Genomic DNA, 18,216 nt, shown 5'->3' with positions numbered 1-18,216 from the left:
AACCGGTTCTGGCCGGTGCTGCACGACTCCGGGTTCACCCCGCGGCTGCTGGAGCCGCACGAGCAGGACGAACTGCCGGGCTTCGGGCTGGGCATCACCAACTTCGTGGCACGGGCCAGCGCGCGTGGTCGGAGGCGGAGCGTGCCGCCTGGCAGACGCTGATTCGCGTGGCTGCCCTTTCGAGGAGTGGTCGCCCATGCACAACCACGAACCGCCCGGATACACCTGCCCTTTCTGCGTTCTGCTGGCCAGCGGCGAAACGGAGATCAACAGCCAGCGCGACATCGTGCTGCGCACCGAGTTGGCCACCGCGCTGATCTCACCCCGGTGGTGGCCGCATAACCTCGGTCACGTGCTGGTGGTCCCCAACGCCCACCACGAGAACCTCTACGACCTTCCGCACGAGTACGGGCATGCCGTGCACGACGTGGTCCGGGAAATCGCGATCGCGCTGAAGACGGCTTATGGCTGCGCAGGAGTGTCCACTCGGCAGCACAACGAACCTGCCGGTGATCAGGACGTTTGGCATCACCACGTGCATGTTTTCCCGCGCTATCCGGGTGATGATCTCTACGGCTCGGAACCGTGCCGGCAGTTCGCTTCACCGCAGCGGCGTCGGTACTACGCCGCGCTGCTCGCTCGCCATTTCAATGTGAGCTAGCTGTCCCCGGAGGTAAACCAGGCCGGATGCTCGAGTTCGTGCCGCTGGTCTTCTGCTGGCGAGTGCGGTTTCGGCGGTGTTGAGGATCGCTTGGAAGGTTCGGGGATCAGGCGGCGCGCGTGCTTGACCTTGACACGGTGACAAGGTCTTGACTGCGTGGCGGAGGTGGTTCCCATCAACTCGGCACACAGGGATTTTCAGGACCCCCGCTCGCTGGAGGCGTCGTTGAGCGCCGCGGACCCGTCGGTGCGGCTCAAGGCGGCTCTGGCGGCTGGCACGCATCCCGACCTCGGACTGGTCGCGACGCTGGTGGCGCGGTGCGCGGTTGAGCCGGACTTCTTCGTGCGTGACATGCTCACCTGGGCGTTGACCCGCTTCCCGTCGGAGGTCACGGTGCCCGGTCTTCTCGCGGAGCTTCGTTCCGAGCGGGCTCAGGGGCGAAGTCAGGCGTTGCACACGCTGTCGAAGATCGCTGACGGGAGCACCTGGCCGGCGATCACCCGGTCGTTGTTGCGCGATGCCGACGACGAGGTCGCGCGGAGCGCGTGGCGTGCTGCTGTCGTCCTCGTTCCCGACGCGGAGCGCAAGGCGCTCGCGGAGGAACTGGTCGGCCAGCTCGGTCGGGGTGACCGGACCGTGCAGCTCAGCCTCAGCCGGGCGCTCGTCGCGCTCGAGGACGTGGTGGAGCCGGCTCTGCAGCCGGGGCTGGCCAGCGAGGACCCGGTGGTGGCTGCGCATGCCCGCGCCACGGAGATGCTGCTGCGGGACCCGGATGCGGGTTTCAACTCGGTGCTCGACGAGGCGAGGCGGATCGTCGCGCTCGGTCCGGACGGGATCCGGTGACACCGTGCTGATCGGAGAAGTGGCGCGGCGTTCGGGGGTGAGCACCCGGATGCTCAGGCACTACGAGTCCCTCGGGCTGGTGCGGCCGACGGGCCGCACCACGGGTGGTTACCGCGAGTACTCCGATGAGGACATTCACCGGATCTTCCACGTGGAGAGCCTGCGCTCGCTGGGGTTGTCGTTGCGGCAGATCGGGCGTGCGCTGGAGGATCCGGCGTTCACGCCGTCCGCGCTGGTCGGCGACCTCATCCGGTGGGCCGAGGACCGGTTGGCGCGGGAGCGGGAGCTGCTCGAGCGCCTTCGTGCGGTCGATTCTTCCGCGCCTTCGGACTGGCAGGGTGTTCTGCGCATCGTCGAGCTGATGCGCGGGCTGAGCTCGGCCAGCGCCGCGAGCCGGCAGCAGAGCGTCCTGGCCCCGGCCGAGGGGGTGCCGGTTCCCGCCGAGGTGCTGGCGGCGGCGGTGCTGGCCGAAGCCGATGCGAACGTTGCAGGGGCCTTGCGGTGGGCTCTCGCGCGGGCGGGCGGTGACGGTCTGGCGAGTGTGGCATCCGGGCTGCGTTCGGACGACGTCGACATCCGGCGGCGCGCGGTTGTGGCGGTGGCCGAGATGTCCGGTGGCGAGGAGACCGCGGTGCTCGCCGGCGCGCTCGACGACTCGGATGCGACCGTGCGCGGGCATGCTGCGCTGGCTTTGGGAAGTCGTGGCGGGATCGAAGCTGTGCCGACGCTCGTCGCAATGGTGGCCGAGGGTGCCAACGACGTCGAGGCGGCCGAGGTCTTGGGAACGTTGGCACTGGGCTCCGGACGCGCGGAGCAGGTCATGAGTGCGCTGGTCGAGGAGCTCGCCGCGCCCGCTGCGGACTCCGCGGTGCGGATTCGCCTGACGCAGGCGCTCGTCGAGATGCCGGCAGCTCTCGCGCAGGACGTCCTGCAGCAGCTGTCCGACGATGACGATCGGGCGGTGGCCCGCGTCGCCTCGGCACTGGTGGGTGTGCTCGACGAGCGGTCCAAGCCCTGAAAGTTAGATCTGCCCGGGTGGAGTGTCCGATGTGGTCAGAGCGTTCGGATACGCGGCGCCGCAGCCCTTGCCAGTGCAGGGGACGTAGACAGTTCGCTCGTGCACGTCGTGCGGAACGAACGCCGCGATCGGTCAGTGGCTGCGTGGGGTGGGCAGTTCGTAGGTCAGGCCGGTGATGGTGTCGCCGCTGGGAGCGAGGTGCTCGGTGGGGCCGTCGACGAGGTGGAAGCCAGCGCGTTCGAGGGTGCGTTGCGAGGCGGTGTTGTCCTGTTCGGTGCGGGCGCGCAGCGTGGCGATGCCGTGGGTCGGGGCCCAGGCGGTGATGAGGTCGAGTGCGCGTTGGGTGGCGCCGAGGCCGCGGGCGTGCGGGGCCAGCCAGAAGCCGACTTCGGCGCTGTCGTGCTGGATGTCGAACAGGGTGATCGAGCCGAGGAAGCGGTCGTCGGCCGTGTTGGCGATGGCCAGGACGGCGAGGTTCCCGCGGCGCAGGCCGTCGGCGATGACGCCGCTGATCTGCTCGCGCACCAGTTGCGGGGTGTAGCGCGGGCTGGGCAGGTGCGCGAAGCGGCGCACGGCCTCGTCGGTGGTGCCGGTGGCGTAGTCCTCCGCGTCGCGGTCGGCGAGGTGGCGGATGGTGATGACGCCGTCGGTCAGTCCGGGTTCGGGCAGTGCCAGGGCCACGGTTGCCTCCAACGCGGGAACGCTGTGCGGGTCGCTGGAAGGGTGTTCTCGTGCCTGATCATGTCAGCGGTCCGCGCGGGCGTGCCAGCGGCCGTCGGTGCGGGTGATGCGCACCGGGTGGTCGAAGCACTTGGTGATGTGGTCGGTGGTGATCACCTCATCGACCGCTCCGGCGGCCAGGCAGCGGCCGTCGCGCAGCAGCATGGCGTGGGTGGTGCTGGCCGGCAGTTCTTCCAGGTGGTGGGTCACCAGCACGGTGGCCAGCTCCGGGTGTTCGGCGCGCAGGGTGTCGAGGCTGGTCAGCAGTTGTTCGCGGGCGGCCAGGTCGAGTCCGGTGGCCGGTTCGTCCAGCAGCAGCAACCTGGGCACGGGCATCAGGGCGCGGGCGATGAGGGTCCGGCCGCGCTCCCCCTGCGAGAGGGTGTCCCAGCGGGCGGTGGCCTTCTCGCCCATGCCGAGCATGCTGATCAGCCGGTCGGCCTGGGCGCTCTGCTGCGGGCTCGGTTCCCAGCGCGGCACGAGTTCGGTGGTGTTGGTGGCGCCGGTGAGCACGACCTCACGGACCCGCAGCGGGCTGTGCAGGGGGTGTCGGGGGTTGACGTGGCCGACGTAGGAGCGCAGTTGCCGCATGTCGACGCGGCCGAGCTGGTGGCCGAGGACCGCGACGCTGCCGCGGGTGGGGTGGCTGACCGCTCCGAGCAGGTTGATCAGGGTGGTCTTGCCCGCACCGTTGGCGCCCAGCAGCGCCCAGTGCTGGCCGCGGTGGACCTGCAGGGAGATCGACCGCAGCAGGTGGTTGCCGTCGCGGACGACGTCGACGTCGTCGACCTGCAGGACGGGGCCGGTGCCGGTGGGGCGGGAGTCGATCAAGGGGTGCCTTCCGGTGCGAACGCTGCGGGGGCGACGCGCGGATGGCGTGGTGCGGGATCGCCGGGCCTGCGCAGCGCGTCCGGATCGGGGGCGGTGCTCGCACCTTAACAACGCGTGCTGGTGGCTCCCGCGATGTGGGTTGGTTTGCCCGGTTGCGGACGGGGCTGACTAGTGTGGCGGTGGAGAGAACCGCACTTTTTTTCATCGAGGAATTCATGCCGCCACCTTCCGCGCACCCCGGCTCGGCGACGCTGGCCGACAGCGTGCGACTGGCCGAGGACGGGGTGCACATCCTGGACCGCAGGGTGTTCCCGTTCGAGCACCGCTGGGTGCACGCCCGAACCGTCGAAGAGGTCGCTGTGGCGATCGAGGAAATGGTGACCCAGTCCTCGGGCCCTTACTTCGCGGTGCTGTGGGGCATGGTGCTGGCCGCCCGCGAGACCACCGAGGACGATCCCGACACCGCCCGCAAGCGGTTGCAGGTCGCCGGTGATCGGCTGATCGCCACGCGCCCGACCAACGACCAGCCGCGCAAGGCGGTCGAGTGGGTCATGTCGGCGGTGGCCGGGCGCGACGACGTCGCTGCCGCGGCGCTGGAGGGCGCACAGGCCGGCGATGAGGACTACCGGCGTCGCAGCCGGGAGATGGGCCGCGCCGGTGCGCAGCTGCTGTCCCGGGGCGCCCGGGTGCTGACCCACTGCTGGGGTGATCTGTACCTGGTGGGTTTGGTGGAGGCGTTGCTGGAGCAGGACAAGCAGCCTTCGTTCGTGTGCAGCGAGACCCGCCCGTACCTGCAGGGCGCGCGGTTGACCGCGCACACGCTGGCCGAGATGGGCGTGGACACCACGCTGGTCACCGACGCGATGCCCGCGTCGCTGATGCGCGCCGGGGAGATCGATGCGCTGGTGACCGCCAGCGACCGGATCACCATGGACGGCCACGTGATCAACAAGGTGGGCACGTTGCAGCACGCGGTGGCCGCGCACACCTTCGGGGTGCCGTTCCACGCGTTGTGCCACGCGCCGGATCCGCGTTCGGCGACCGGGGCGGATGTGCCGATCGAGTACCGCGATGGTGATGAGGTGCTGCACACGCTGGGGCGGCGCAGCGCCACCGAGCTGGTGCGCGGGTTGTACCCGGCGTTCGACGTCACCGATCCGCGGTTCGTGACCACGGTGGTGACCGATCGCGGGGCGTTCGCGCCGGATCGGCTCTCGGAGTACTTCGGGGAGGGAGCGCAGTGAGCGTGCAGGTCGCGGCCCGGTGGGTCGTGCTGGACATCGAGGGGACGCTGACGGCCACCAGCCAGGTGCACGTGGTGCTCTACGACTACGCGCGGCCGCGGTTGGGGTCGTGGATCCGCGAGCACGGTGACGATCCGGTGGTGGTCGAGGCCGTCGAGCAGGTCAAGGCCGAGGCGGGGTTGGGCGCCGATGCCGACACCGATGCGGTGGTGGCGGTGCTGCACTCGTGGATGGATGCTGATCGCAAGGCCACGCCGTTGAAGACGTTGCAGGGGCTGATCTGGTCGCAGGGCTACGCCCGGGGTGAGCTGACCACCGACTACTTCGCCGATGTGGTTCCGGCGCTGCGGGACTGGCGGTCGCGTGGTGCGCGGTTGGCGGTGTTCTCCTCGGGGTCGGTGGCCGCGCAGGTCGCGTCGTTCTCCCACACCACCTCCGGGGATCTGCGGGAGCTGTTCGCCGGGCACTTCGACACGGTCAACGCCGGGCCGAAGAAGCAGCGGGCTTCCTACGAGGCGATCGCCGGGCAGTTGGGTGCGCAGCCGGGGCAGACCGTGTTCTTCTCCGATGTGCCCGCCGAGCTGGACGGTGCTGCGGCGGCGGGGTGGCAGGCGGTGGGGTTGGCGCGGGCCGGGGAGCCTTTCGCCGACGCCGATTTCGGTTCGCATCCGGTGGTGTCGTCGTTCGACGAGGTCGAGCTTGAGGTGGTCGCATGAGCAGCGAGTTGGAGCGGGCCGGGGCGGCGTTGGCCGCGGAGTCGGCGCGGATGGCGGGTCTGGGCTGGATGCGCGGCACGTCGGGGAACCTGTCGGTGACGTTGGGGCGTGATCCGCTGCGGTTGGCGGTGACCGCCAGCGGCCTGGACAAGGGCGAGCTGCGCGCCTCGGACGTGGTGGTCGTCGACGAGGCGGGTGCGGCGGTGCCCGACCAGCCCAATCCGGATCAGCGGCCCTCGGCCGAGGCCGGGTTGCACGCGCGGATCGCGGCGGTGGCCGGTGCGGGTGCGGTGGTGCACGTGCACATGCTCTCGGCGGTGGTGGCCGGGCAGCGCTGGCCGGACGGTGTGGTGCTGCGCGATCTGGAGATGCTCAAGGGCTTGGGGCGTCGCGATGACGACGTGATGACGGTGCCGGTCGTGTCCAACAGCCAGGACATGCGGGTGCTCGGCGATGCTTTCGAGGCGGGTTTCGACGCGGCCACGCCGGCGGTGGTCGTGGCTCGCCACGGGTTGTACGTGTGGGGTCGGGACCTGGTGCAGGCCCGGCACCGCACGGAATGCTTGGACTGGTTGTTCCAGTTCACCTTGGCCGCGAACGGATTCCAGGAGGTTGTGGCATGACGTTGCTGACCGTGTGGCCCGACACCGATCCGGGCTCGGTGCGGGTGCGCACCGAGGACCCGGGTGAGATCGCGGCTGCCCTCAAGCCCTTCGGGGTGCGCTTCGAGCGCTGGGACCTCAAGGAGCTGCCCGCCGATGCCACGTCGGAGCAGGTGCTGGAGGCCTACCGCGCGGAGGTCGACCGGGTCATCGACGCCGAGGGCTACATCAAGGTCGACGCGGCGGTGATGGCGCCGCGCGATGAGGACCCGCAGTGGGCCGAGCAGGCCAAGGCGGCGCGGGAGAAGTTCCTGTCCGAGCACACCCACGACGACGACGAGGACCGGTTCTTCGCCCGCGGTGCGGGGGTGTTCTACCTGCACCTGCAGGACGAGGTGTACGGGGTGCTGTGCGAGGCGGGGGATCTGCTGAGCGTGCCGGCCAACACCACGCACTGGTTCGACATGGGCACCCGCCCGGACTTCGTGGCGATCCGGTTCTTCCACGACGAGGACGGCTGGGTGGGCGATTTCTGCGACACCGACACCGCCGAGCGCTTCCCGTCGTTCGACGAGCTGATGGCCTCCCGCTGAGTCGGTCCCGAGCGCCGGGTGCGGTTGTTCGCCGCGCCCGGCGCTCGTTGCTGTTCAAGTAGCCCGGTCCGGTCAGCATCCCGCGGTCGTCGAGGATCTCGCTTCCCGTGCAGTAGCTCGCGGCTGCCGTGCCGAGGGGGCTTTTCCTGCCGTTGCGGGGCATTCGCGCTGCTGGTGGCAAACGGGTGGTGGGCGTTGTGCGGTGTCGTTCGCCTTTGTACTTTTCGTCTTGCTAACTGTATGCCACGGCATCAGGAGGACGGATGTCCCAGCACACACCGCTCCGACGCCGCACGTGGATGCTCGGTTCGGCGGCTCTGGCCGCCGTGCTCGTCGCCGGGTTCACCGCGCAGACGTCGTCCGCCGCACCACCGGACGACCTGCGGCTGTGGGAGCGTGCGTTGCAGCAGGAGGTCAGCGCCGACAGCGCGGCGAAGCTGAGCGAGGAGATGTCGACCTATCCGGGCATGGTCGGCACTCCCGGCTCCGCGCGCCGCGCGCAGTACTCGATGGACAAGCTCACCGAGTGGGGCTTGAAGCCGAGGATGGAGAGCTACGACGTCTACTCCTCGAGCCCGAAGAACATCTCGGTGACCATGACCGGTCCCGAGCGGCGGGAACTGGAGGTCAAGGAACCGCCTTTCCCCTGGCAGGAGAACTTCGACGACGTCGTGGTCGGCTACAACGCCTACTCGCCGCCCGGCGATGTCACCTCCGACGTCGTCTACGCCAACTACGGCCTGCCCGGCGACTACGCGAAGCTCGCGGAGATGGGCGTGGACGTGCGCGGCAAGATCGTGCTGGTCAGGTACGGCCAGAGCTTCCGCGGCGTGAAGTCGAAGGTGGCCGAAGAGCACGGCGCCGCAGGCGTGATCATCTACTCCGATCCGGCCGACGACGGGTTCACCAAGGGCCCGGTCTACCCCGACGGTCCGTGGCGCAACGCCGACGGGATCCAGCGCGGCAGCGTGCAGTACATCTTCCAGTACCCGGGCGATCCGCTCACGCCCGGTGAACCGTCCACACCGGACGCCCAGCGCCTGGATCCCTCCGAAGCGGAGAACATGACGACGGTGCCGACCACGCCGATCTCCTACGGCCAGGCCCAGCACCTGCTGGCCGCTTTGCAGGGCCCGGTGGCGCCGGAGGAGTGGCAGGGCGGCCTGGACATGCAGTACCGGGTGGGCCCGGGGCCGACCGAGGTCAACCTCGACCTGGACATCGACTACGGGCAGGCCCCGGTCAACGACGTGATCGTGGAGATCCCCGGCGCCAAGCACCCGGAGCAGAAGGTCGTGCTCGGCGCGCACTTCGACTCGTGGACCTACGGCACCAAGGACGACGTGGCCGGGTGGACCACCGTGATGGAAGCCGCTCGCGCGATGTCGGAGATGCAGAAGCGCGGTTGGCAGCCGGATCGCACCATCGTGCTGGCCGGTTGGGACGGTGAGGAGTACGGTCTGCTCGGTTCGACCGAGTGGGTCGAGCAGCACCGCGCCGACCTGCTGGACAACGCCGTGGTGTACCTGAACATGGACGGTGCGGGCGGTGGCCGGAACTTCTCCGCCAGCTCGGTTCCGGCGCTCGACGGGGTGCTGACCGACATCGCCAAGGACGTCAGCGATCCCGAGCACGGCACGCTGTACCGGAACTGGCAGCAGGCGTCGGGTCAGCAGAACCCGGTGCCGGAGCGGTTGGGCAGCGGGTCGGACTACACGGCGTTCCTGGACCACCTCGGCATCGCCTCAGCCGATTTCGGCACGTCGACGCCGAGCGGCGAGTACCACAGCGCCTACGACGATCTGCACATGATGCGCGAATTCCTCGATCCGGGTTACCGGTACCACGAGGTGTCCGCCGCGTACGCGGGCACTTTCGCGTTGCGCATGGCCGGTTCGGCCGTCGCGCCGATGGTCTACTCGGATTACGCGACCGCGGTCGACGGGCATCTGCGGGATCTGGACGGCAAGCAGGCCGGCCGGCAGGTCGTGGACCTCTCCCCCGCCTATGCCGCGGCTCAGGAGTGGAAAGCGGCGGCCAAGCAGTTGGAGGGCCACGCCCGCAGCGCCACCGGTGATCGTGCCGAGGCGATCAACGAGGCGCTGATCGCCCAGGAACGCGCGTTGACCCGGCAGGAGGGTCTGCCCGGTCGTGACTGGTTCAAGCACATGATCTACGCGCCGGGCCTGTACACCGGTTATGCGGTGCAGCCGCTGTCGGCGATCGATGACGCGATCGCTGCCGGGGATGCCGCGACGGCCGGGAAGTACCGGGACCTGCTCGTCGATTCGCTGCGCGAGGCCGCTGATGCGGCCCGGAACGCTGTGGAGTGACGCATTCGGTCTGCCCGCCTCCCGCCCGGGGAGGTGGGCAGACGCGTTCCGCGAGGCCAGCACCTCGGTGATCAGCGCAGTAGTCATCCGACGCACTTGTTGAGGAGCCGCTGTGAACGATCCGTCCCGGATGCCACCGGGACTGCGCGGACCGGCTGCCGACATCGCAGCGCTGCGGGAGCGGTTGCGGCACGTCTACTGGATCGGTGGCGGCACCGGCGCGGGCAAGTCGACCATCGCTCGTCGCATCGCGGCTGGGCACGGCCTGCGCGTCTACGACACCGATGAGGTGATGTCGGATCACGCCCGCCGGTCCGCTGCTGAGGACTGCCCGTTCCTCGGCGAGTTCCAGGCCATGGACATGGACCAGCGGTGGTTGAACCGGTCTCCGGAGGCGATGCTGGAGACGTTCCACTGGTTTCGGGGCGAGGGTTTCGGCCTGATCGTCGACGATCTCCTGGGCCTGCCGGGAGAGGAGGGTGTGATCGTCGAGGGCTTCCGGCTGCTGCCGCACCTCGTCGAGCCCCTCCTGGCCCGGCCCGACCGCGCGATCTGGCTGCTCCCGACGCCCGAGTTCCGCCGGGCAGCGATCGACAGCCGGGGTTCGACGTGGGCCATCGCCGGCAAGACCAGTGATCCGGAGCGGGCCTTGCGCAACCTGCTCGAGCGCGATCGCATGTTCACCGACCGCCTCCGCGCGCAAACGGGGGCTTTGCAGCTGTCCGCCGTCGAGGTCGACACCACGATGAGCGAGGACGACCTGGTCCGGCGAGTGGCTCGATCGTTCGGGCTCTGATCCGGGGCGGTGTCGGCGCGGGTGGGTGCCGCCGGGTTGGGGTCCCCGTAGTACTCGGGGAAATACGGGCGGATATGGCTTGCCCAGCGGCTTCGCTAGCCAGCCTTACAGGCTTCTCGTTGCGGTGGCCGTCGGGCGGGTGCCGGTGCGTTGTTCAGCCGTCGCGGTTGCGAGGGTCGACGGCCGTGACGAGCCCGTGGAGGAGGGCGTCGACGATGCGGGCGGGCATGTCCGGTTCGAGCGGCTCGCGGGTGAGCACGATCCTGAAGTGCAGTGGCGCGACGAGCATCTCGAGCACGAAGCGGGGGTCGGTGGTGTCGGGTAGCTCTCCGCGTTCGATCGCCCGCGTGGCGATCTGGCCGGATTGGGCGTAGCGGGCGTCCCAGTACTGGTCGCGCAGTCGCTGGGTGGCCGGGTCGTCGCCGGCCGAGGCCAGCGCTCGGTCGAGAGCGTTGCCGGCGGGCGAGGTCAAGTATCTCGCGAGCGCGGTTGAGTAAGCGATCAGATCGCCCCGAAGAGTCCCGCTGTCGGGCACCGGGAGCTGTTCGGCCGCGTCGGCGAGCAGGGCGTCGATGATGAGGTTCTCGCGGGTGCCCCACCGTCGGTAGATCGACGTCTCGTTCACCTGCGCGCGCCGGGCTACCTCGGACACCGTCAGACCCGTCAGGCCTTGGTCCTGCAGGAGCTGGTTGGTGGCCTCGATGACAGCAGCGCGCACGCGCGCCGACCGTCCACCAGGCCGTCGCCGGACGTCAACATCACTCACAGGACCCGATCCTAATACAAGTCCTCTTGCTTTAGCGCGGTCGAGTGGACATACTCCTGACGCAAGTGGACTGGCGTTAACGGTGGCGTCGGATGCCCGCGACACGGACGACGTGGTCGCCGGCGCGGCGGCCCCGAACCCGGCCCGCCTGCCCACCGACAGGAGTACTGAGATGCGCATCGAACGGGACATCGAGGTCCCCACCCGCACCGGCTCGCCGATCCTGGCTGACGTGTTCCTGCCCGACGACGACGGCGCCTTTCCCGTGTTGGCGTCGATCAGCCCGTACGGCAAGGACGTGCACTGGCCGGACCGCTACCCGCTCTACGAGCTCGTGCCGCAGAACGAGCACATGGTCTGGGAAACCCCGGACCCCGAGTGGTGGACGGCCCGCGGCTACGCGGTACTGCGCGCCGACACCCGGGGCACCGGCAAGTCACCCGGCCGGATGGACCTGATGGGCCCAGGTGATTCCGAGGACTTCTACGACGTCGTCGAATGGGCGGCCGAACAGCCGTGGTCCAACGGCAAGGTGGCCTCCAGCGGCATCTCCTGGCTTGCGATCATGGGCTGGCGGGTGGCGGAGCTTCAGCCACCGCACCTCGCCGCGATCGTGGCCTGGGAAGGCGCGAACGACTTCTACCGCGACTTCATCTACCAGGGCGGCCTGTACGCCCACGGGTTCGTCGAGTTCTGGTGGAACCGCCAGATCACTCCCCAGCGCAACGGCAGTGACGGCGACGACTGGCGCGAGGTGCTCCCGCAGCGTCCCGTGCTCGACGACTACCACCACGCGCGCATCGTCGATCTCGACCGCGTCACGGTGCCGGTGCTCTCTGCCGGCAACTGGGGCGCTCTGCACGTGCACCTGCGCGGCAACATCGAAGGCTGGGCCCGCGCGGCGTCGCGGGACAAGTGGCTCGTGGTGCACACCGGCACCCACATCGATCCCTACTACGCCGAGTGGGCGCTGGATCTGCAGCTGCGCTTCCTCGACCGCTTCCTCAAGGACCAGCCCGACCGCATGGACGGCGTGGCCCCGGTGCGACTGGCGATCCGGCGCGGCCGCGAGGTCGACTGGCGCGACGCCACGGACTTCCCGCTTCCGCAGACGCAGTGGCGCGAGCTCCACCTCGGCGACGGCGTTCTCGACTGGGAGCCGCCCGCAGACGCCGCGACGGTGGCCTACCCCGCCAGCTTCGAGACCGCGCCGGTGTCCGAGCCGCTCGAGCTGACCGGTCCGGTGGCGCTGCGCCTGTGGCTCAGCGCCGAGCAGGACGACCTCGACGTCTTCGCGCGGGTGCAGCACATCGGCGCCGACGGCGAGCCGATCCCGGGTGTCGGCCCCCAGGGCGACCCGGTTCCGATGACGATGGGCTGGCTCAGGGCTTCACACCGCGAGACCGACCCCGAACGGTCCCTGCCGCACCGGCCGTGGCACACCCACACCCGCGAGATCCCCCTCGTGCACGGCGAGCCGACCCTGCTCGAGGTCGAGATCTGGCCCACCAGCATCACCCTCGCCCCGGGCGAGCGGCTGCGCCTCGAATTGGTCACCGGGGACAGCGACCTCGGCTTCATGACCCACGACCACCCCGATCTCCGCCGCCCGGCGACCACCGCCACCATCCACCTCGGCGGTGACCACGCCTCCCACCTGCTCGTCCCCGTCATCCCGCGATGAAGATGCGCACCGACGCAAACCCGCGCTGGCCCGCCCGGGAGCCCGGAAGGAGTCGCCCATGCGACAACTCGTAGACATCTCGGTCCCGCTACAGGGCGGGATCGCCTCCGATCCACCCGGCCACAGGCCCTCGATCACCTACCTCGACCACCAGCAGTCGGTCCCGGACATGCTCCGCTTCTTCCCGGGCGCGACGGCCGAGGACCTGCCCGACGGCGAGGGCTGGGCGATCGAGCGGATCGAGGCCACCACCCACACCGGAACCCACCTCGACGCCCCCTACCACTACGCGTCCACCATGGACGGAGGACACCGGGCCATCACGATCGACGAGGTCCCCCTGCACTGGTGCTTCCAGCCCGGGGTCAAGCTGGACTTCCGCCACCTCCCCGACGGCCACGTCGTCACCCCCGCCGACATCGACACCGAGCTCGACCGGATCGGCCACCAGCTGCGCCCGCTCGACATCGTGCTGGTCAACACCCGCGCCGGCACCCGCTACGGCCAGGACGACTACGTCAGCTCCGGCTGCGGAGTCGGCCGCGCCGCCACTCTGCACCTGCTCGAACAAGGGGTGCGGGTGACCGGTACCGACGCCTGGAGCTGGGACGCCCCGTTCCGGTTCACCGCCGAACGCTACGCCCGAGACCGCGACGCCTCCATCATCTGGGAGGGCCACCGAGCCGGCCGCGAGATCGGCTACTGCCACATCGAGAAGCTGCACAACCTGGAGAACCTCCCCGCCACCGGATTCCAGGTCGCCTGCTTCCCGGTCAAGATCCATCGAGCTTCCGCAGGATGGACCCGCGCGGTGGCGATCTTCGACGAGGACGCTGCATGAGAATCGGTTCCCTGCTCGTCGACGGTGTGCGGCGCTTCGGCGTCGTCGACGGTGACCGCATCGATCTGCTCGACGACACCGCCGACGTCTTCGAGGTGCTCACGACCAGGAATCCGGCGGCGGCCGGCCGGCGGTTGCCGTGGGACGAGACCGCGTCGATCGCCGTCCCGGCGCCGATCGCCAGCATCCGCGACTTCATCACCTTCGAACAGCACACAGCCGGCTCGCTCCGCGCGATCACCGGGAACGGCGAGGTCCCGGACGCCTGGTACGAAGCACCCGCCTTCTACTTCACCAACCCGCACGCGGCGATCGGCTCCGGCGCACCGGTCCCGATGCCGCCCGGGTGCGAAGTGCTGGACTTCGAACTCGAAGTCGCGGTCGTGATCGGCACCGCGGGCTTCAACCTGTCCGTGGCCGAAGCCGCCGACCACATCGCCGGGTTCACCATCCTCAACGACTGGTCGGCCCGCGACCTGCAGAGCCGGGAGATGCGCGTCGGCCTCGGCCCGGCCAAGGGCAAGGACACCGCCACCACTCTCGGCCCCGTGCTGGTCACCCCGGACGAGCTGGCCGGCTACGAGAGCGGCGGCCGGTACGACCTCGCCATGGAGGTCTTCGTCAACGACACCCGCATCGGCGGCGACACCCTGGCGAACATGGCCTGGAGTTTCGCCGAGCTGATCGCCTACGCCAGCCGCGGCACCTGGGTCCGGCCCGGTGACGTGCTCGGCTCCGGCACGTGCGGCGGTGGCTGCCTCGCTGAACTGTGGGGATGGCGCGGCGACCGGCAACCACCGCCACTGCGCATCGGCGACACGGTCCGCATGACCGTGCAAGGGATCGGCACCATCCACAACACCGTGATCGCCGGCCCGCCCCTGCACGACGTTCCCTCTGCTCGCCGCTCACGCTGAAGGAGAGGCCCCGCCATGACCGTCGATCCACGTATCGCGAACTCGACGACGCGGTGAGCCGCGCCGCGAAGCACCTGGAACAGCTCGGCCGTAGGCGGCGACCGGGTCGCCGCCTACGGCCGAGCTGTTCCGACGCTTACGCCATCGCGTTCCTGGTCTGCGCCCGCTCCGGCGCCGGAGCAACCACCGGCAACCTCCTGCCAGACCTCAAAGATCCCCTGGTCAGGAGCCTACCCAGCCATATTCGCTCGATTTTTCCCGGTTACTACGGGGCCCCGGGTTGGGCGGCACCCACCAGCGTGTCAGCTCAGGTGGTTTTCGAGGGCGTCGGCTCCGGCGACTGCACCGCCGCAGGAGCGCACGATGTCGCGCATGCGGGTGAGGTTGGCGCGGATGTCGGTGCTGTTGGCGACCTCGTCGACGGTGGCGCGCAGTTGGTCGGCGGTGGCGGTGGCCGGGTCCAGGTGGCGGCCGAGGCCGAGTTCCTGCACGCGGGTGGCGTTGACGGCTTGTTCGGGCATCTGCGGGACGGCCACCAGCGGCACTGCGGCGTGCAGGGATTCCATGGTGGAGTTCATGCCGGTGTGGGAGATGAATGCGTTGGCGTGTCGCAGCACCGCGGGTTGCGGGAAGCTCGCGCGCACCTCGAAGTTGCCGGGGATGGCGCCGAGTTCGGTCTGCTCGACGTTGTGGCCGGTGGACATCGCGACCTGCCAGGGGCTGTCGGCGAAGGCCTGCAGGCACATCCGGTAGAAGTCGGGGCGGTCGTTGAAGGCGGTGCCCAGGGCGATGTAGAGCAGCGGGGCGTGCGGGTCGCGGGGCTGCCAGGGCTGCTGGTCGCGTTCGCCGAGCAGGGGGCCGAGGAAGTGGAAGCGCTCGTCGAAGGTGTCGGCGGCCAGCTGGAACTGGCGGGGCAGGAACACCAGGTTGAGTTCGCCGGGCTGGGGCTGGAACGGCATCATCGGCCGCACGCCGAGTTCGTCACCGATCTGCTGGAATCGGCTGTGCATCTCGGCGAACATCTCGGTGGGGAATTGCGGTTGGCCGGCCGGGACGGCGTCGCGCAGCGAGAATTTCTCATTCGAGGCGAAACTGGGCATGAGCACGATCGCGGGAATGTCGAGTTCTTCGGCGAGCATGCGTCCGTGCGGGGTCATGGCGTCGACGCAGATGGCGTCGGGCGGGTCCTGGCGGAAGTGCTCGCGCAGCAGCGGGTAGCTGGTGCGCAGGTCGTCGCAGAAGAAGTCCAGCATCAACTTCATGCGCGCTGCGCTCAGCGCCTCGCGCCCGGCCTTGGGGAGTTCGGTGGGGAGTTCGACCAGTTCAGCTCCGGTTTCGGCCACGGTCTGGGCCATCTCGCGGCCCACGGCGTAGCTGACCCGGTGGCCGCGGCGCAGCAGTTCGGCCACCAGCGGCAGGGTGGGGTTGATGTGCCCGGAGGCTGGGATGCTGACGAAGGCGAAATGTTTTTTCATGATTCCTCGGGTGCGCAATTCCGCGATGGCGTGATCGGTAATTCACAGTATCCGGATGCGCGGCCGCCATCGCATGTGGGATTGATCATCGACGGGCGGCGGGGAATTCAGCTTTCAGGGGGTTGACCGGAATAGGGGTCGTCCTGGCAATGGACGGTCTGGTGTTGGCGGGCGGTCATGGCGCGGTGAGGATCACCGGGCCGCGGGTGGTGATGGCGATGGTGTGCCCGACGTGGGCGGCGCGGCTGCCGTCGGTGGTGCGCGTGGTCCAGCCGTCGTCGTCGGTGCTGGTGCTGTCGGCTCCCCCGGCCAGCAGCATCGGTTCGATCGACAGCACCAGCCCTGGGCGCAGCGGTGCGCCTGTGCCGGGGTGGCCGTCGTTGGGCACCGGTGGTGCTTCGCGCATGGCGCGGCCGACGCCGTGGCCGGTGAGGTGGGTGGGGATGCCGTAGCCGGCGCTGCGGGCGAGCACGCCGATGGCGCGGGCGATGTCGCCGGTGCGGGCGCCGGGCCGGGCCGCGGCGATACCTTCGGCCAGGGCTCGTTCGGCGGTGGCCACCAGGTCGGCGTCGGCGGGGGTGGCGGTGCCGACGGGGAAGGTGGTGGCGGCGTCGCCGACCCACCCGTGCAGGCGGACCGCGCAGCCGATGCTGATCAGGTCGCCGTCGGTCAGGCGGGTGCGGTCGGGGATGCCGCCGACGAGGGCGTCGTTGACCGAGGTGCTGATCGCGGCGGGGAACGGGTTCGGTGCCCAGCGCGGGTGGTAGCCGTCGAAGACCGGCTGGGCTCCGGCGTCGGTGATGGTGGTGCGGGCGAGCTCGTCGAGTTCGCGCAGCGGGGTGCCGGGCCGGGCGTGGGCGCGCACGGCGTGCAGGGTGCGGGCGGTGATGCGGCCGGCTTCGCGCAGGGCGTCGATCTCGGTGGTGCTCTTGAGCTCGATCACGCGTGCTCCTCCGCCAGCACTGGCCCAATGATTATACCGATATTAGTATCACGGTCATGGTGCGTGAACCGCTCACCGAGCACGAGCTGCGCCGGGGCGAGCTGCTGGGCCAGGCCCTCCGGGACGCGCGCGGCGAGCGCAGCATGGTCGAGATCGCCGCGGCGGCCGGTATTTCCACCGAGACGTTGCGCAAGATCGAGAAGGGGCGGATCCCGACCCCGGCGTTCTTCACCGTCGCGGCGGTGGCCGATGCGGTGGGTGTGTCCCTCGACGAGCTGCGCCGCACGATCTTGGCCGAGCAGCGCCCACCTGAGCAGCGCATTCCCGCTTAGCCGATGGGCTGGGGCTGTTCGGCGGTGTTCGCCGTGCGGCGGCTTGCCGCCCAGACGAGGAGGGCGCAGCCGGCGAAGACCGCGCCGAGGACGCTGGAGCCGGTCCATCCGGCGGTGGCGAACACGGTGGTCGTGGTCGCGGCGCCGAGGGCGGAGCCCAGCGAGTAGAAGATCATGTAGCCGCCGACGACGCTGCTGGTGCGGTGCGGGTGGGTCGTGGTGAGCAGGTGCTGGTTGCTCACGTGCACGGCTTGCACGGCGAAGTCGAGGACGATCACGCCGATCACCACCGGCCACAGCGACCGCGGTGCTTGCCCGATGGCCGGCCAGGAGGCGGCCAGGAGTGCCAGCGCTGCCCCGGTGACGGCGCTGGCGCGCCCGGAATCGGCCCAGCGTCCGGCGCGGGCGGCGCCGAGCGCACCGGCGAGCCCGGCGATGCCGAACAGGCCGATCTGCGCCGGGCTCAAGTGCCACGGTGCGGCTGCGAGCGGCAGTGCCAGGCCGCTCCACAGCGTGCCGAACGAGGCGAACAGGAAGAACGCGATCAGCCCGCGCGAGAGGACCAGCGGCTCGGTGAACAGTGCGGTCAGCGAGGTCAGCACCTGCCGGTAGGTGGCGTGGCTGGTGCGCGGGTCGGGTGGCAGCGTGGCCAGGGCGAGGCAGGCCAGGGCCACCAGGAGCGCGGCCAGGGCGAGGTAGGTGCCGCGCCAGCCCCAGGCGGTGGCCAGGGCGCCGGCGGCGATGCGTCCGCCGAGGATGCCGAGGACGACACCGGAGGTCACGGCGCCGAGGTTGCGGCCGCGTTCGTCGGGGGTGGACAACGCCGCGGTGTAGGCGACCGTCGTCTGGACGACGACCGCGAACAGTCCGGCGGCGCCTAAGCCGATGAGCAGCGTCGCTG

19 protein-coding genes are annotated in these 18,216 nt (G+C 69.9%); 13 read left to right on the top strand and 6 right to left on the bottom strand.

From position 1 onward, the window contains the following. The first annotated feature begins 196 nt into the window (after positions 1–196). The 3 genes from OU415_RS35175 (at position 197) to OU415_RS35165 (ending at position 2,522) form a co-directional block, all read left to right on the top strand. A complete protein-coding gene (locus OU415_RS35175; RefSeq protein ID WP_270953935.1) occupies positions 197–661 on the top strand; it encodes an HIT family protein in 465 nt (154 codons plus the stop codon). Positions 662–826: 165 nt separating this feature from the next. Next, complete coding sequence (locus OU415_RS35170; RefSeq protein ID WP_270953937.1) at positions 827–1,504, top strand: HEAT repeat domain-containing protein; 678 nt, start codon at positions 827–829, stop codon at positions 1,502–1,504. 4 nt (positions 1,505–1,508) lie between these two features. Further along, positions 1,509–2,522 (top strand): MerR family transcriptional regulator, encoded by a 1,014-nt coding sequence (locus OU415_RS35165; RefSeq protein ID WP_270953933.1) that lies wholly within the window; start codon positions 1,509–1,511, stop codon positions 2,520–2,522. 132 nt (positions 2,523–2,654) lie between these two features. On the opposite strand, the gene OU415_RS35160 is transcribed toward OU415_RS35165, so the two are convergent. Both OU415_RS35160 and OU415_RS35155 read right to left on the bottom strand, forming a co-directional pair. Continuing rightward, positions 2,655–3,203, bottom strand: a complete 549-nt coding sequence (locus tag OU415_RS35160) for a GNAT family N-acetyltransferase (RefSeq protein ID WP_270953932.1) — start codon at positions 3,201–3,203, stop codon at positions 2,655–2,657. Positions 3,204–3,266: 63 nt separating this feature from the next. Then, positions 3,267–4,073: an ABC transporter ATP-binding protein gene (locus tag OU415_RS35155; protein ID WP_270953930.1), complete on the bottom strand. Its 807-nt coding sequence runs from the start codon at positions 4,071–4,073 to the stop codon at positions 3,267–3,269. A 215-nt stretch (positions 4,074–4,288) separates the two neighbouring features. Between OU415_RS35155 and OU415_RS35150 the strand changes: the two genes are divergently transcribed. The 6 genes from OU415_RS35150 to OU415_RS35125 all read left to right on the top strand — a co-directional run bounded on the left by OU415_RS35150 (position 4,289) and on the right by OU415_RS35125 (position 10,357). Then, positions 4,289–5,317: a s-methyl-5-thioribose-1-phosphate isomerase gene (locus OU415_RS35150; RefSeq protein ID WP_270953929.1), complete on the top strand. Its 1,029-nt coding sequence runs from the start codon at positions 4,289–4,291 to the stop codon at positions 5,315–5,317. Further along, positions 5,314–6,033 (top strand): acireductone synthase, encoded by a 720-nt coding sequence (gene mtnC / locus OU415_RS35145; RefSeq protein ID WP_270953928.1) that lies wholly within the window; start codon positions 5,314–5,316, stop codon positions 6,031–6,033. The genes OU415_RS35150 and mtnC overlap by 4 nt, the downstream gene beginning before the upstream one ends. After that, a complete protein-coding gene (gene mtnB, locus OU415_RS35140; RefSeq protein ID WP_270953927.1) occupies positions 6,030–6,656 on the top strand; it encodes a methylthioribulose 1-phosphate dehydratase in 627 nt (208 codons plus the stop codon). Before mtnC ends, mtnB begins: the two co-directional genes overlap by 4 nt. Continuing rightward, positions 6,653–7,228 (top strand): 1,2-dihydroxy-3-keto-5-methylthiopentene dioxygenase, encoded by a 576-nt coding sequence (locus tag OU415_RS35135; RefSeq protein WP_270953926.1) that lies wholly within the window; start codon positions 6,653–6,655, stop codon positions 7,226–7,228. Before mtnB ends, OU415_RS35135 begins: the two co-directional genes overlap by 4 nt. Before the next feature lie 263 nt (positions 7,229–7,491). Further along, entirely contained in the window at positions 7,492–9,561 is a 2,070-nt protein-coding gene (locus OU415_RS35130; RefSeq protein WP_270953924.1) for a M28 family peptidase, read from the top strand. Positions 9,562–9,673: 112 nt separating this feature from the next. Further along, the gene (locus tag OU415_RS35125; protein ID WP_270953923.1) at positions 9,674–10,357 is read left to right on the top strand and encodes a shikimate kinase; all 684 of its coding nucleotides are present in this window, start codon (positions 9,674–9,676) and stop codon (positions 10,355–10,357) included. Between the two features lie 154 nt (positions 10,358–10,511). On the opposite strand, the gene OU415_RS35120 is transcribed toward OU415_RS35125, so the two are convergent. Further along, complete coding sequence (locus OU415_RS35120; protein WP_270953921.1) at positions 10,512–11,075, bottom strand: TetR/AcrR family transcriptional regulator; 564 nt, start codon at positions 11,073–11,075, stop codon at positions 10,512–10,514. Between the two features lie 220 nt (positions 11,076–11,295). Between OU415_RS35120 and OU415_RS35115 the strand changes: the two genes are divergently transcribed. Genes OU415_RS35115 through OU415_RS35105 form a run of 3 tightly spaced genes read left to right on the top strand, consistent with a single transcriptional unit; the run spans position 11,296 to position 14,565 of the window. Then, entirely contained in the window at positions 11,296–12,807 is a 1,512-nt protein-coding gene (locus OU415_RS35115; RefSeq protein WP_270953920.1) for a CocE/NonD family hydrolase, read from the top strand. Between the two features lie 58 nt (positions 12,808–12,865). Next, on the top strand, positions 12,866–13,648 hold the full coding sequence (locus tag OU415_RS35110; protein WP_270953919.1) for a cyclase family protein: 783 nt from the start codon (positions 12,866–12,868) through the stop codon (positions 13,646–13,648). After that, positions 13,645–14,565: a fumarylacetoacetate hydrolase family protein gene (locus tag OU415_RS35105; RefSeq protein ID WP_270953918.1), complete on the top strand. Its 921-nt coding sequence runs from the start codon at positions 13,645–13,647 to the stop codon at positions 14,563–14,565. The genes OU415_RS35110 and OU415_RS35105 overlap by 4 nt, the downstream gene beginning before the upstream one ends. A gap of 302 nt (positions 14,566–14,867) precedes the next feature. Here the strand turns inward: OU415_RS35105 and OU415_RS35100 are convergent, their stop codons facing one another. Together OU415_RS35100 and map are read right to left on the bottom strand one after the other, a co-directional pair. After that, positions 14,868–16,040 (bottom strand): macrolide family glycosyltransferase, encoded by a 1,173-nt coding sequence (locus OU415_RS35100; protein WP_270953917.1) that lies wholly within the window; start codon positions 16,038–16,040, stop codon positions 14,868–14,870. A gap of 175 nt (positions 16,041–16,215) precedes the next feature. After that, positions 16,216–16,983, bottom strand: coding sequence for a type I methionyl aminopeptidase (gene map / locus OU415_RS35095; protein WP_270953916.1), 768 nt, complete (start codon positions 16,981–16,983; stop codon positions 16,216–16,218). 56 nt (positions 16,984–17,039) lie between these two features. Between map and OU415_RS35090 the strand changes: the two genes are divergently transcribed. Beyond that, positions 17,040–17,315 (top strand): helix-turn-helix domain-containing protein, encoded by a 276-nt coding sequence (locus OU415_RS35090; RefSeq protein ID WP_270953915.1) that lies wholly within the window; start codon positions 17,040–17,042, stop codon positions 17,313–17,315. On the opposite strand, the gene OU415_RS35085 is transcribed toward OU415_RS35090, so the two are convergent. Continuing rightward, positions 17,312–18,216: MFS transporter (locus OU415_RS35085; protein WP_270953914.1), on the bottom strand; the 905-nt coding region annotated here is incomplete at its 5' end. The genes OU415_RS35090 and OU415_RS35085 overlap by 4 nt on opposite strands.

The organism is Saccharopolyspora oryzae (assembly GCF_027853915.1).
Lineage (GTDB): Bacteria > Actinomycetota > Actinomycetes > Mycobacteriales > Pseudonocardiaceae > Saccharopolyspora > Saccharopolyspora oryzae.
This window is presented reverse-complemented; position numbering and strand designations above follow the sequence as displayed.

Coding starts and splice junctions, on each gene's coding strand:
- OU415_RS35175 (WP_270953935.1), top strand. CDS start 197: ATGCACAACCACGAACCGCCCGGATACACCTGCCCTTTCTGCGTTCTG.
- OU415_RS35150 (WP_270953929.1), top strand. CDS start 4,289: ATGCCGCCACCTTCCGCGCACCCCGGCTCGGCGACGCTGGCCGACAGC.
- mtnB (WP_270953927.1), top strand. CDS start 6,030: ATGAGCAGCGAGTTGGAGCGGGCCGGGGCGGCGTTGGCCGCGGAGTCG.
- OU415_RS35135 (WP_270953926.1), top strand. CDS start 6,653: ATGACGTTGCTGACCGTGTGGCCCGACACCGATCCGGGCTCGGTGCGG.
- OU415_RS35130 (WP_270953924.1), top strand. CDS start 7,492: ATGTCCCAGCACACACCGCTCCGACGCCGCACGTGGATGCTCGGTTCG.
- OU415_RS35115 (WP_270953920.1), top strand. CDS start 11,296: ATGCGCATCGAACGGGACATCGAGGTCCCCACCCGCACCGGCTCGCCG.
- OU415_RS35110 (WP_270953919.1), top strand. CDS start 12,866: ATGCGACAACTCGTAGACATCTCGGTCCCGCTACAGGGCGGGATCGCC.
- OU415_RS35105 (WP_270953918.1), top strand. CDS start 13,645: ATGAGAATCGGTTCCCTGCTCGTCGACGGTGTGCGGCGCTTCGGCGTC.
- OU415_RS35100 (WP_270953917.1), bottom strand. CDS start 16,040: ATGAAAAAACATTTCGCCTTCGTCAGCATCCCAGCCTCCGGGCACATC.
- OU415_RS35090 (WP_270953915.1), top strand. CDS start 17,040: ATGGTGCGTGAACCGCTCACCGAGCACGAGCTGCGCCGGGGCGAGCTG.